The following is a 12,823-nucleotide window of genomic DNA, read 5'->3' as shown; positions in this document are numbered from 1 at the left end:
GCCTTTTTCTTTACCCACACAAAAAATTGTGGTCTACTTCGTTCCGAAAATATTTGCTACTAAGTAAATTTCTGTGGGTAGATGACAAAATTCGTTGCCAAGCGCATTCAGTTCAGGAACGGAGAACGACACGCGGTCCTTAGCCGCGTGGGCGGCGTTCCCGTTCATGAAGTCACTCTGTTCCTTGCGAGGTTCAGAACTAAGGGGCGACGACCTAACACCGTCTATCAGGTCTGCGCCATCCTTGCTCTGCTCTATCGGTGGCTAACGGAAGCAGAGATTGACCTCCTGGGGCGGCTCAGAAATGGGCAGTTTTTGACCATCCCAGAGATTCATCGGCTGGCCGACTTAGCGCAATACCGGGCTGACGATTTGACTGGAGAGGACGAAGCGAAGGTGCCGCTGCGCCAAGTTGTTGACATCAATACCGTCCGAAAACGGCGTAAGAAGGTCGACGTTGAACGCTTGCCCGTAGGCGTTGCAAATCATGCGATGCGCCTTCGCTACTTCGCCCGGTATTTCGAGTTCATTGTTGGCTACGTGGCTGCCACCTTGCCAAGGCCCGCGAGGGTTCAGCTCGAGGAAGACGCAAAGCGTGTGCTGGAGGTCCTACGAGCGCAGATTCCAGAGGTTCGAGCAGGCGAGCGAGGTAGCCGCGAGGGCATGTCCGCAGACGACCAGAACCACCTGCTGGCGGTTGTTCGGCCAGACTCGCCGCAAAACCCGTGGAAGCGTCCCTTTGTACGGCAACGTAATTGGTTGATTGTGATGCTCCTGCTGGCCACGGGCATGCGCCGAGGAGAACTCCTGAGTATCCGGCTCGATGACCTCCGTCCAAATAAGCCACTTATCGACATCGTGCGGCGGCTTCATGACCCGGACGACCCTCGTATGCTCCAGCCAACACCGAAGACCAGGGAACGGTCTGTCGAACTTCGACCGGCAATCATGAAAGCGGTGTGGGAGTACATCGCAATGCGAGGGAGGCTAACGGCCGCTCGTAGGCACCCATACCTCATTGTCGCCGATGAGGGTGCCCCCTTTGGCTACAAGACTGTTGACCGGATATTTGCCGACATCCGCCGCGCTTGTCCAGGCCTAGAAATTGACCTGTCGAGCCACGTCATGCGTCACACCTGGAACGACCGGTTTTCAGAGCAAGCCGAACTCATGGCGCTAAGCGAGGTGGCGGAGGAACGGGCTCGAAATGAGCAGCAGGGGTGGGCCGATAACTCCAAATCCGCCGCGACCTATACGCGCAGGTATGCCGCCAGCAAGGGGCGCGAACTATCCCTGAAGCTACAAGAAAAATTAGATGTCCCAGACCAGTGAACACCGCGCCTCAACGGCGCTAATCATTCCTCTCCCCACGCGCATCACATCAAGGTATGGCGCTAGCCTGGACCCTCGTGAAAGTATCTGGACTTGGACGGATGGTCCATTCCATCGCCGAATTGACTTTTCCCGGTATCCCGGGGGCCATGAACACCACGTAGTCGCGCTGAAGCAGGCCCTCATCCCCTTTTTTCGGGCGAAGTCCTCTGCCTACGTCGTCAATCTTGAGACAGCCTTCCGGCATTTCATTGAGTTGGCTTGCCCAGTTCCTGAGAGAGAGATTGACCCTAAGGACCTGTCGAACTACGGGGCAAAGCTCAAACCCTCAGAGGCGTGGCGCGTTGGAACACTGAACGCACTGGTCCAAAAATGGATTGCCTTGAGCCTTCCCGGAATCAGTGCGGAATGCGCGAGCCATCTCGCTGAACGAAGGAAGCCCGGCAACACAAAGGGTGAGGCGGTACGGACACGCAACCCGGTGGAAGGGCCACTCAGCGAGGACGAAGTCAAGTCCTTGTACACCGCTGTCAACGCTGCATACGGTCGTGGCGACTTACCGCTTTGGGCGTTACTGCTATGTCGGTTGATGCTTGCGTGTGGTGGCCGCATCTCGCAATACGCGTCTCTCAAGCTGCTGGACTTCGACGCGGAAAAATCGGTGCTTCAGTTGCCCCAGGCCAAGACTCGCCAAGCCCACACGCGGACAAACTTTCTCGCTTTCGATATCAGCCCTCAGACCGGTCAACTCATCGTGGACTACCGGGAGGGGCTGCTCGCCGCTGGATATTCTGAGGACGCGGCATTCTTCCCCGAAGACTTGGTCCGGGTTCGCCAGTCGAACAAGCAACCGCGCGCCATTGGTGACCTGTTCTACGGGCATTGCGACCCGACCATGCTATCTCGTCGGTTCCGTTCGGAAGTCGACGAGATTGCGCCACCTACGCCGCGCTTGGACTACGCGCCACTTCCCGTTGCCCCGCAGCGCTTCCGATACACCTTCGGAACTCGCTTGGTAGAGGAAGGGGCGAGCAAGGTCGTTGTCGCCAATCGGTTAGGACATGTGGACCTACAGAACGTCGATTCTTACTTCTCTGCTTCGCCCAAGGTCATTGAGAACATCGACAAGGCAATGGGTCCTCTGCTCATTCCCATTGCTCGGGCGTTCCAGGGGCAGTTGGTAGAAAACGAAGCCAGTTCGACTCAGAAGGGCGCCCCTGGCAGCCGCATCATCGACTTCCGGGTCTCAGAGAAGACTTTGGGTGGCTGCAATCAATGTGGGAAGAACTGTGCCTTCAACAAGCCGGTGGCCTGCTACACCTGCTTCAGGTTCGAGCCATTCTTGGATGCCCCTCATGAAGAAGTGCGCATGCTTCTTCTCAAGGAGCGAAAAGAGTACGAGCACGACGAACGTATGGCGGCCATCAACGACGAGGCCATCTTGGCTGTCGAAGAGGTCATGGCGCTATGTGCTGAGGTACGAAAACAGAGAGCGGCAACAGAGGGGGCACCCGTATGACGCAGCACACCCCCGTCCTCAACTTTGTACCTCGTGCGGAGCTCGACGCCGCTGGTAACCTTCGCGCGTTTATCGCACTATGTCGCGAGTCAGATGTCCTTGATGCCCGGGCCCAATTTGAGCAGACCTCGTGGGATATCGGACACCTCAAAGGCCACAACAAACTCCATAGGGCCATCTTCAGCACACTGGAGTCGTCGAAACCGCGGTCAAAATCTGAAGCGCAAGTAGGCCTACCGAAGCCGTTTGTCGACTTCGCCAAGGCCACCATTGTCTATATGCACGACATGCGACCCGTGGAATCTCAAGCGCCGCGCGTCGCAGCCCTCCGTTGCCTGGAGGCCACCCTTCGTCAACTGAACAAGGGCTCACGGCCAACAGCTGTCGACCCGACCGTGTTGGATACCGCAGTGGAGCTCGCATACGCCCAGACGACGGTGGCAGTGGCGTACCGAACCGCTGGGCAGATTGAAGCCATCGCGAAACTGATGAACGACAAGGGATTCATCGGTCTTCGCCAAACGTGGAACCACGGCCGGAAAAAGCCGGATGAAACCAGCAGTCGAATCTCCCCCGAAGCGCTCAAGGCTCGCCAAGAAAAGCTGCCCTCGCGCGCGACTCTGGAAGCATTGGCCGATATCTACTGCAGAGCTGTCAAGGTTCCAGACGTACTGGTTTCTAGCAACACTGCTCTTATGCTTTGTGCGCCGGAACGCATCAATGAGGTCTTACGTTTGCGCCGGAATTGCTTCGTAGAAGGAGATGGTGAGTTCAAAGGCAAACTCGGCGTTCGTTGGTCGGGGTCGAAGGGGTTCGAAAACACCACAAAGTGGATACCCACGGCGATGGGGCCTGTTGCCCGGGAGGCCATCGAGAATCTTCTCCGCGTGAGCGCGCCAGCAAACGAGCTTGCTCGCTGGTACTCCGAGAACCCTTCTGCTCTCTATCTTCACGAAGGTGCCGAGCATCTGCGCAAAGAGACAGAGTTATCCCTTGAAAATATCGCCCTCATCCTATGGGATGACGTGACCGCTATCCGCTCGGCGTGGGCCTGGGCCACCGAAACGCATGAGCTAACCCGCAGCAGCCCGGGCAGGTATTTCTTTGCCGATGTGGAGCGGGCGGTCTTAAGCATGCTCCCCGCCACATTTCCTTTCATGCCGGGTGACCCAGACCTCCGGTGCAAGGATGCCGTGGCGGTTTTGCGCGTGAACGAGATGAACTCGACAAAGAGGCCGTTCTTGTGCATGTTCACAACGGTGGACTACCAGTCCATCACCAAGTGCTTTAGCACACGGAAGGGCAAACAGCCATCTATCTTTGAGCGCTTTGGCTGGACGGAAGCGGACGGGACACCTATCAGCCTCAAGAGCCACGCTCTGCGTCACTACCTCAATATGCTGGCTCAAACGGGCGGGCTGAGTAGCGCGGAAATTGCCCTTTTCTCGGGACGCAAGGACCAGACACAGAACCGCGCGTACGACCACATGAGCTCAGTGGAGGTGCAAGCCCCTGTGGCTGAGGCGCTCAAGGCAGGCTTCACCTCTGAGTTGGAACCAGTGAACGGCGAGCGTCGGCTCATCTCTAGAGACGAATTTGTCGGCCTAGGCATTCGCACAGGGCATACCACCAAGTATGGCTGGTGTGAGCACGACTTCGCCAGTGAACCTTGCTCGATGTCCCGGGATTGCGTGAACTGCCAGGAGCACGAGTGCGTCAAAGGCGATTCCCACAAGGAGGCCAACCTGCGGACTCTCAAAACGCAAACCGAGTATTTCCTGCGCAACGCGCAGAAGGCGTTGACTGCGGAAGAGTTCGGGGCCGATACCTGGGTGGCCCACCACACCAAGACGTTAGAGCGGGTTAACGCGCTATTGGCGATTTTCGAAGACCCAAACATATCGGCCGGCGCTAAGGTTCGTCTCGATGTGCACAACGCACCTCTCATCACGCAAGACAACGTCCGCCCCATTCAGTTCGTTCGCCGGTCTCGGCACAAGGCATTGGCATGAAGAAGAGCAGAGCACCAGACTTGACGCAAGAGGTCCTGCAGAAGGTTCTCGACACACTGGATGGCTGGAAGGGAAAGCTCACCTGGGAACTGCTGCTGGACGCTGTAGAGAAGTTTTCCGGCCACAAGTACTCGCGATTCACCTTCGCCGACTACCCCAAGATTGCCAACGCATTTGCCATTCGCAAAGACAGCCTGCGAGGGACGCTGCCCCGAACCCGTGGCGAACCCAGGGATGAACGAGTAAGGGCTTCTCTGCAAAGGGCGGAGCGGCTAGAAGCAAAGGTCGCGCGATTGGAATCAGAGAACGCCTTGCTTACGGAGCAGTTCGTCATCTGGGCCATCAACGCTGAGCGCAAAGGCGTCACCATGGACATGTTGAACGCGCCGCTGCCGAAACCTAACGAGGGTACCAAGGGGGCCAAGAATGGCAAGCGGGCAGCAACTAGCTGACGAGTACGTCCTCCGCTTTGCGGCCTGGAAACAGTCCAAGTCGGATGGGGATTTCCGGAGCATGGTGGTCCGGGGCGCGCTGTCGCGCAAGGACATCGTTGCCGAATGCGGGTTCTCCGGTTCCGTGCTCAACCAAAACCCACGGGTCAAGGAGGCCCTCAAACGCCTCGAGGATGACCTGCGGGAGCGAGGTGTGCTGCCACCACTGGCAAGCTCTGTCGACGACAAGCCGTTAAAGCCGAGCACGCCGTCGCCGAGTTCTCATCGCGCAGCCCGGGATGCCGAACGCCTCAACCGGCTGGAGCAGGAGAACGCTAGCCTGAAGGCCGAGAACGGCGAGCTGAAGCGCCTGCTGGGCCGATACGCGGTGCTGCAGGAAGTGCTGGCCGAGACAGGGAGGGTGCCCCGCTGATGGCCGGCATTTCCATGGTCACGGTACGGGTGACGGGCGTGCGCTCGCAGAACCCGTTGGGCTTCGGCGGCGCTATCTTCACAGGCGTCCCGGTTGACACCGCTGGCACAGTCCTGGATGCCCGCAGCTACACGGTAGTCAAGGCCTCTCGCGCCACACTCGGGGCGACCACAGTCGAGCGTGGTCAGTGGTGGACCATCAGCGGCAGCATGTGCGAACGACGCACCACCGTCGATGGGTTCGAGCTGGTCGAGCAACAGGTGGATGCCGAGGTTGCGCAGTTGGTGCGCCCGTCGGGAGAGCACATCGTCACCTACATCGCGGAGAACCCGGCCTTCGAAGGGCTCGGAGTCTCGAAGGCTCGCCGTCTATGGGACCGGTTCGGAGAGCAGCTATACCAGCTGCTGGACGCCGGGCAAGCCTCTGCGTTCACCGACGTCCTTACGCCCGAAGCGGCGGAACGACTGGTCGTGACCTGGGCTGCCCATGGCGAGTCTCAAACACTCCAGTGGCTTCAGGCCGCGGGCTTCGATGTGGGCCTCGGCCGCAAGGTGCTTCGGTACTTCGGTGACGAAGCGCAAGCCCGCATCGAAGAAGACCCCTACCGGCTGCTGTCGTTCGCGGGCCGGTGGTCGCTGGTCGACGCGTTGGCCAAGACCAAGTTCGGCGTGTCGGCCACGGACCCGCGTCGCCTGAAGGGCGCCGTCGAAGAAGCGTGCTACCGGTTGAGGGGTGCCGGACACACCGCCATGCTCTCGGCCGACCTCATGGACGCGGTCACGCCCCTGCTGGGAACCCCGCCGCCCGGCATGCGGTGGCGAGACCTCCTGTCGGTGGCCTTGTCCGAAGGGCTCCAGAACGGCGCCATCGTCAAGACGCACCACGGCCTCCAGCCGCTCGGGGCACTGGTCATGGAACGCCAAGTGGCCAAGGCCATCCAGGAGCGGCTGGCGTGCGCCGACCAGCAACTGCTCCCCGAAGGGCAGATAGAACGCGGCATCCTAGCCAGCGAGGCCAAGGACGGGCTGGAGCTGAATCCGGAGCAACGGAATGCCCTCCGGCTGGCTGCCGCGCACATGTTCGTGTGCATCACTGGTGGGGCCGGCGTAGGCAAAACGACCGTTCTCCGGTCCCTGTACCGCCTCTACGACGAGGCTGGAACAAAGGTGCTGCAGGTCGCCCTGGCGGGCTGTGCTGCCAAACGCATGCAGGAGGCCACGGGGCGTCCGGCCTCCACCATCGCCAGCTTTCTCAAGAGCGTCAACGACCTGACGTTTGAGGGCGCGACGGTTCTGGTGGTCGACATCATCTCGATGAGCAGGCTCTGCCAGGCCCTGCCACCCCACGTGCGGTTGGTTCTCGTGGGCGACCCCCATCAGCTGATGCCCGTGGGTCCTGGCCTGGTCCTGCACTGTGTCATGCAGGTGCCCGGCGTCCCCGTCGCCGAGCTCAAGACCGTGAAGCGCTATGGCGGGGACATCGCGGCCCTGGCGTCGGCCGTGCGACAAGGGAAGTGGCCCCTGCTGGGAAACGACGAGACGGCCCCGGTCGCCTTCATCGAGTGCGAGGACCACCTCATCATGGACTTGGTGGTCGACCTGTACGCGCTCGACCCGGTCAGCACGCAAATCCTCGGCCCCTTGCGCAACGGCCCGTCGGGCACGAAGGCCCTCAACCGTGCCTGCCAGAGCCGCTTCACCGCGCAGCGACCATCGGTGCAGCATTGGAGCCCGGAATTCGACCAAGCCGTCTCCTGCGGCCTTCATTTGGACGACGTCGTGCTTTGCACGCGCAACCTTTGGGACAAGGGCATCCAAAATGGCTCTCTCGGCCGCATTACCGAGGTGGCACCGGCCCCGACAGAGATGGAGGCCGATGAAGCTGCGACGGTGGCGTGGGTTGAATGGGACGATGGCGTTGTCAGGCCGCTCACCTTGGACATGCTGGAAGACATCGACCTTGGCTTCGCGGCGACCGTGCACAAGGCACAGGGGTCTCAATGGCGGCGCATCATCGTGCCGGTGACGGACTCCCGGTTGCTCGACCGCACGCTGCTCTACACCGCCATCACACGGGCGCAAACGCAGGTCATCCTGGTGGGTGACCTGACCGCGGCGGCGCGCAAGACCAAGGCGCCCCCGAAAGCACAATCCCGCAAGGTCGCCCTCGACATCACGTTGAAGCGATGCTGAAGACCCAGGACCTGCAGCCCCTATGACGAAGATTCAATTGGCCTCAGACCTCCATCTCGACCAGTATGCGCGGGAAGGCATGCAGGCGCCTTTCTCCGTTCTGCCTCAGGCCGACCTTCTCGTGCTGGCCGGCGACGTCGATGTCGGCTTGCAAGGGATGGACTTCGCACGCGAGCTCGACGTGCCCGTGGTGTACGTGCCCGGCGTCCTTGAGTACTCCGGGCTGGAGCCGGACATGGCTGCGCTCCTGATGCGCTTCGATGCATTGCGGGTCCCGGTCCATGTGCTGCAGAACAGCGCCGCGGTCATCAATGGCATTCGTTTTCTGGGCACGACGCTGTGGCCGAACTTCGGGACCCCTGAGGCTTTGCGCGAACCCAGCCACGGCTTTACCGCCGCTATGGAGCGCTACCGCCGGGTGTTGCATAACGGTGGGCCCTTGACGTACGAAGCCTTGTGGGCCCGCCATCAGGCAGCGGTAGATTGGCTGACCGTGCAGCTCGCAGAGCCCTTCGACGGCCCCACCGTGGTTGTGTCGCACCACGCACCTCACCCCAAGTCGATTCCTGGGCAAGGCGCGCACAACCCGTTTGAAGCGGTCAACACGACCAGGCTGACCAGCCTGATGCCGCAGGTCGATTACTGGCTCCACGGCGATGTGCATGTGGCGTGCGACTATCGCATCGAGAACTGCCGCGTGGTCTGCAACCCCGTGGGAACGCCCGCTGACCACCGCTACCCCTATTCCTTCGCGCAGAAGTCCAATGGCTACCGTTCGGACTTGCTGCTGGACGTTGCGGGCTGATGGACCTTGCACCGACCACCATGGGTGACAGCCCATTGCTGCTCCTCGACCTAGACGACACCCTCTGCCTGAACAAGCCCTACGGCGGTCGGCATCTGCAACTCAGTCCCCGGCCACCAGACCTGTACCAGCGTCTCTGGAGCGCACCAGCCGTTGATGCCCTCCAGCAGGTATTGCGGGAGGCAAGGCCCCAGGTGGTCCTCACGACCTCGTGGTTGAGCTTCCTTGACCTCGCCGCGGCACGTCAGCTCTTCGAGCTGACTGGGCTTGAGTCTCTGGCTCACGCGCTGCACCCGGACGGCGAGGCACCGCAGTTGCGAGGCCAGACGCGGGCGGAAGCCATCGACACCTGGTTGCGGCGCTATGCCAGGACCGGGAGGTACGCAATCGTGGACGACCCGCTCAGTGGCACCGGGCTTCGGCGCTCACGGCATGACAGGTCGGGGCGGGTCGTTTTCTGCGAGGTGGATGTGGGCCTCTCTCAGGTGCATGTGCCGCGTCTGCTGAGGGCCCTCACCCGCTAAATTTTTCTTACCCACCTTCAACAAACGGTGTTTTTTGAGGTCAACGAGGGGCGCACGGCTGTATGAAACGCCAGTTAACCTAAAATCAAGGGCAACCAAAATACTAAAGGAGTGATGTGGCAAAAACCGCGAACAAGTCCGTACGTTCGACCACGGCGGTGGCTACAAGCTCAGCTGAGACCTTCGTGTCGGTGAAACCCGCGAAGGGTATTGAGGTCATCCTCGCCGATGCTCTCCATTGGATGGCGCAGCGTGACGAAAACAGCATCCACGCAATCGTCACGGACCCGCCCTATGCGCTCGTCGAATACGAGGACCGCGACCTCGAGAAGATGCGCAACGGCCAAGGTGGTGTGTGGCGCATTCCTCCGTCGTTCGATGGCTCCCAGCGCAGTCCGCTCCCTCGCTTCACGGTTCTCACGGCCAAGGAGCGTGAGAGGCTGAATACGTTTTTCAAAGCGTTCGCGTTCCAAGCTCAACGCGTCCTGGTGCCAGGTGGCCACCTGGTCATTGCTGCAAACCCGCTCCTGTCAACGACGGTATTCGCTGCATGCGAGACCTCCGGCTTTGAGAAGCGAGGCTCGCTCATTCGCATCGTGAAGACCTTGCGTGGTGGCGACCGACCGAAGAACGCCGAGGAAGAGTTCAGCGACGTGTCCGTGATGCCGCGCTCGAGTTGGGAGCCGTGGGGGCTGTTCCGCAAGCCCATCTCCGAGAGCACCGTCGCCGAGAACTTGCGCCGATGGGGCACAGGAGGCTTTCGCCGCATCAGCGAAGACGAGCCATTCCGTGACGTATTCGAGTGCGCGCCGGCCCGGGCTCAGGAGCGCGACCTTGCTCCGCACCCGAGCATCAAGCCTCAGAAGCTCATGCGCTATATCGTGCGCGGTGTGCTTCCGCTGGGCAAGGGCATTGTGTATGACCCATTTACCGGGAGCGGCTCGACGCTCGCCGCCGCTGCTCACCATGGCATCCAAGCCATCGGCACTGAGCGGGACCCCCTCTACTTCGACATGGCCACCAGGGCTATTCCCGGCTTGGCTGCGCTGAAGGCATCCGCCACGTGACACCCGCAGACATCCTCGCGGAGATTGACGCGAACTTCGAGAAGGGGCAACGCCGGAAGTTCTTGCCCGGTCTGCTCGTCGCGTTCATCGACTTCTTCCTCGAGCTCGATGCCGTCGGTGGGAAGTTCGCGAGCCTTGCTGACTTCTACGCGCAGCATCCGCTCGTTCTGACAGGACGTGGCGGAAGCGGTGTCAACACGCTCACAGTTTTGCGGGACAAGGACCGTCCGACCGGGGTAGGGGCACAGCTCAGCATCCGCAGGGCGTACAACCGAATCCAAGCCTGGTTTCATGCTCAGAAGAGGTACGACTACCCGAGCTCGGCCCCGCACTCTACGCAGGCCTGGAAAGACTACCCGCACTGGCTCGAAGCGCTGCTTGCTTTCGACGAACCGACACTCACTCAGCTCAAGGAAGATGCCAAGGCCTACGTCATCGCAAAACTCCCGGAGCACAAGGTCGATTCGGCGCTCGTCAAGCGGGCACCGCCAGCGTTCCTGCTGTTCTTGCAGAACTTCGACCTGACGAAGCACAAAGGCGAGTTGACTGGCGCGGCCTACCAAGGGACGGTGTTCGGCTACCTGCGCGCCGACGCATCGCACCTGCAGGTGGATGTTGCTAAGGTGCGCACAGGCTCGAAGCGGGTCGGGCGCATCGGCGACATCGACGCGCGAGATGGCGAATTGCTTGTGCTGTCAGCGGAGGTGAAGCAGTACACGCTCGAACTTGCCGATGTCCCTGGCTTTGCGCAGTTCTCAAGCCAGGTAAACGACCAAGGCGCATTGGGCTTGGTCGTTGCGCTGGACTTCGAAGAGGGCGCACGGGAGGCGCTGCGAGAACTGCAGCTCGAGCCAGTGTCTATCGGCGACCTCATCGAGCGCGTGCGATTGTGGGACTCGTTGAAGCAAGCCATTGCCGTCCAGGCCTTGCTCTACTACGTACATTACATTGAGAAAAGCTCTGCGCTTTACACGAGGTTGCGGACCTTCCTGGACGGGCTCGAGGCAGTCGAGGTGATTGCCGCAGAACCGGGTGCCGAGCCGCCCCAGCCTAACGTCGCCCCCTGACCGTCAGGGCTTCTTCGCGTAGTGCGGGTCGTGTCGAAAACGGTGACGATGTTCGGGTTGAAGAAACGCTTGCTCAGCCCCGCCTGACTGGCAGGGTCGAGGTATCGCATCGGAGTACCTTGCCGCGCCTTACCCACAAATCAGGGCTACAGTTGACGTTCAGGCCGGTTTCGAACCGTATTTGCGGAAGCCACCCACAACTTAGATTGCCGCACTCCCAAAAAGTCCATTCACTCACTCACACGGAAGCCGCTACCAACAGTTTTTAGTCGGCATAACCGTTCTGAGGCAGATCCCCCGGCAGGGGGAGCGCCGCAAGAAAAGAAAAAGCCCCGCAGGCCCCGCCCGGCTGCGGGGCTTTTTGCCATGGACCGCAGGGCCGGTCGCCGCCGACTGGTTGTACGATACAACCAAATTTGCGAGGCCTGCCATGCCGACACCCACACCCGTACACCCCGCCCTGGTGGAAGACCTGCGCACCGCATCACGCGCCCTGGTGCGTGCCCTCGGCTTCACCGGTACGGATTTCGCCGGCACCGACCTGTCCCCATCGGCAGTGCACGCGCTGATCGAGATCGAGCGGGGCCGGGGCGCGCTGACCGCACGCGAACTGGGCGAGCGGCTGCGCCTGGAAAAGTCGAGCGTGAGCCGCATGCTGCGCAAACTGGTGGCATCGGGCGAGGTGGAGGAATCGGCCGGCGCGCAGGACGCGCGCGTCAAACGGCTGGCGCTGAGTGCGCTGGGACGGCAACGGGTCGAGGCCATCCACGCGTTCGCGCGGGAGCAGGTGGCGGCCGCGATGGCACGGCTGGCGCCCGGGCAGGACCGCGCCGTGCTGGAGGGCGTGCGCCTGTATGCGGCGGCGCTGGCGCCTCCCGGGCCGGAAGCGCCCGTGGCGGCGGCCCCGCCACCCGTGGAAGTGCGCTGCGGCTACCGGCCCGGGCTGATCGCCCGCATCACGGAGATGCACGCGCTCTACTACGCACGGGAGGCCGGGTTCGGGCAGCGTTTCGAATCCGTGGTGGCGGGCGGGCTGGCGGAGTTCTGTGGCCGGCTGGCGCCGCGCTCCCCCGCCCTGCCGGCGCCCAACGGCCTCTGGACGGCCGAGGTGGGCGGGCGCACCGTGGGCTCGGTGGCCATCGACGGCGAAGACCTGGCACCGGGCGTCGCGCACCTGCGCTGGTTCATCGTGGACGACGGGGTACGCGGCGGCGGCGTGGGCCGGCGGCTGCTGGCCTCCGCCCTGGCCTTCGTGGACGCGCAAAGCACCTTCTCCGAGACGCATCTGTGGACCTTCAGCGGCCTGCAGGCCGCGCGGCGCCTCTACGAAGCCCACGGCTTCGCCTGCGTGGAGGAGCGCCCCGGCAGCCAGTGGGGCCGGGAAGTGATGGAGCAGCGGTTCGTGCGGCGGCGGCCCTGAGCGCCGGCTTCCCGCGCGGGC

11 protein-coding genes are annotated in these 12,823 nt (G+C 61.8%); all 11 read left to right on the top strand.

Translation table 11 applies throughout. From position 1 onward, the window contains the following. Positions 1 to 81: 81 nt before the first annotated feature. Positions 82 to 1,332 (top strand): site-specific integrase, encoded by a 1,251-nt coding sequence (locus BM144_RS17885; RefSeq protein ID WP_092955337.1) that lies wholly within the window; start codon positions 82 to 84, stop codon positions 1,330 to 1,332. Then, entirely contained in the window at positions 1,316 to 2,851 is a 1,536-nt protein-coding gene (locus BM144_RS17880; RefSeq protein WP_092955334.1) for a site-specific integrase, read from the top strand. The genes BM144_RS17885 and BM144_RS17880 overlap by 17 nt, the downstream gene beginning before the upstream one ends. Further along, a complete protein-coding gene (locus BM144_RS17875; protein WP_092955331.1) occupies positions 2,848 to 4,863 on the top strand; it encodes an integrase in 2,016 nt (671 codons plus the stop codon). The genes BM144_RS17880 and BM144_RS17875 overlap by 4 nt, the downstream gene beginning before the upstream one ends. After that, the gene (locus tag BM144_RS17870; protein ID WP_092955328.1) at positions 4,860 to 5,315 is read left to right on the top strand and encodes a hypothetical protein; all 456 of its coding nucleotides are present in this window, start codon (positions 4,860 to 4,862) and stop codon (positions 5,313 to 5,315) included. Before BM144_RS17875 ends, BM144_RS17870 begins: the two co-directional genes overlap by 4 nt. Further along, entirely contained in the window at positions 5,290 to 5,727 is a 438-nt protein-coding gene (locus tag BM144_RS17865) for a VPA1267 family protein (protein WP_092955325.1), read from the top strand. Before BM144_RS17870 ends, BM144_RS17865 begins: the two co-directional genes overlap by 26 nt. Beyond that, entirely contained in the window at positions 5,727 to 7,919 is a 2,193-nt protein-coding gene (locus BM144_RS17860) for an AAA family ATPase (protein ID WP_092955322.1), read from the top strand. The genes BM144_RS17865 and BM144_RS17860 overlap by 1 nt, the downstream gene beginning before the upstream one ends. A 22-nt stretch (positions 7,920 to 7,941) precedes the next feature. Further along, positions 7,942 to 8,724: a metallophosphoesterase gene (locus BM144_RS17855; RefSeq protein WP_092955319.1), complete on the top strand. Its 783-nt coding sequence runs from the start codon at positions 7,942 to 7,944 to the stop codon at positions 8,722 to 8,724. Between the two features lie 20 nt (positions 8,725 to 8,744). Then, positions 8,745 to 9,248: an HAD domain-containing protein gene (locus tag BM144_RS17850; protein ID WP_175526061.1), complete on the top strand. Its 504-nt coding sequence runs from the start codon at positions 8,745 to 8,747 to the stop codon at positions 9,246 to 9,248. Positions 9,249 to 9,433: 185 nt separating this feature from the next. After that, positions 9,434 to 10,315 carry a DNA-methyltransferase gene (locus BM144_RS17845; protein ID WP_245783712.1) on the top strand — a complete coding sequence of 294 codons (882 nt, stop codon included), beginning with the start codon at positions 9,434 to 9,436 and terminating at the stop codon, positions 10,313 to 10,315. Then, positions 10,312 to 11,382 (top strand): hypothetical protein, encoded by a 1,071-nt coding sequence (locus BM144_RS17840; protein ID WP_092955313.1) that lies wholly within the window; start codon positions 10,312 to 10,314, stop codon positions 11,380 to 11,382. Before BM144_RS17845 ends, BM144_RS17840 begins: the two co-directional genes overlap by 4 nt. Positions 11,383 to 11,812: 430 nt before the next feature. After that, the gene (locus BM144_RS17835) at positions 11,813 to 12,802 is read left to right on the top strand and encodes a MarR family winged helix-turn-helix transcriptional regulator (RefSeq protein WP_092955310.1); all 990 of its coding nucleotides are present in this window, start codon (positions 11,813 to 11,815) and stop codon (positions 12,800 to 12,802) included. Positions 12,803 to 12,823 lie beyond the last annotated feature (21 nt).

This window comes from Paracidovorax konjaci (assembly GCF_900112675.1).
Lineage (GTDB): Bacteria > Pseudomonadota > Gammaproteobacteria > Burkholderiales > Burkholderiaceae_C > Paracidovorax > Paracidovorax konjaci.
Note: the sequence above shows the minus strand (reverse complement) of the source record. Positions and strands in the feature narration are given on the sequence as shown.

What these genes read in the sequence shown, in the direction of transcription:
- BM144_RS17835 (WP_092955310.1), top strand. Translation starts at nt 11,813, where the DNA reads ATGCCGACACCCACACCCGTACACCCCGCCCTGGTGGAAGACCTGCGC.
- BM144_RS17860 (WP_092955322.1), top strand. Translation starts at nt 5,727, where the DNA reads ATGGCCGGCATTTCCATGGTCACGGTACGGGTGACGGGCGTGCGCTCG.
- BM144_RS17885 (WP_092955337.1), top strand. Translation starts at nt 82, where the DNA reads ATGACAAAATTCGTTGCCAAGCGCATTCAGTTCAGGAACGGAGAACGA.
- BM144_RS17875 (WP_092955331.1), top strand. Translation starts at nt 2,848, where the DNA reads ATGACGCAGCACACCCCCGTCCTCAACTTTGTACCTCGTGCGGAGCTC.
- BM144_RS17855 (WP_092955319.1), top strand. Translation starts at nt 7,942, where the DNA reads ATGACGAAGATTCAATTGGCCTCAGACCTCCATCTCGACCAGTATGCG.
- BM144_RS17880 (WP_092955334.1), top strand. Translation starts at nt 1,316, where the DNA reads ATGTCCCAGACCAGTGAACACCGCGCCTCAACGGCGCTAATCATTCCT.
- BM144_RS17870 (WP_092955328.1), top strand. Translation starts at nt 4,860, where the DNA reads ATGAAGAAGAGCAGAGCACCAGACTTGACGCAAGAGGTCCTGCAGAAG.
- BM144_RS17865 (WP_092955325.1), top strand. Translation starts at nt 5,290, where the DNA reads ATGGCAAGCGGGCAGCAACTAGCTGACGAGTACGTCCTCCGCTTTGCG.
- BM144_RS17850 (WP_175526061.1), top strand. Translation starts at nt 8,745, where the DNA reads ATGGGTGACAGCCCATTGCTGCTCCTCGACCTAGACGACACCCTCTGC.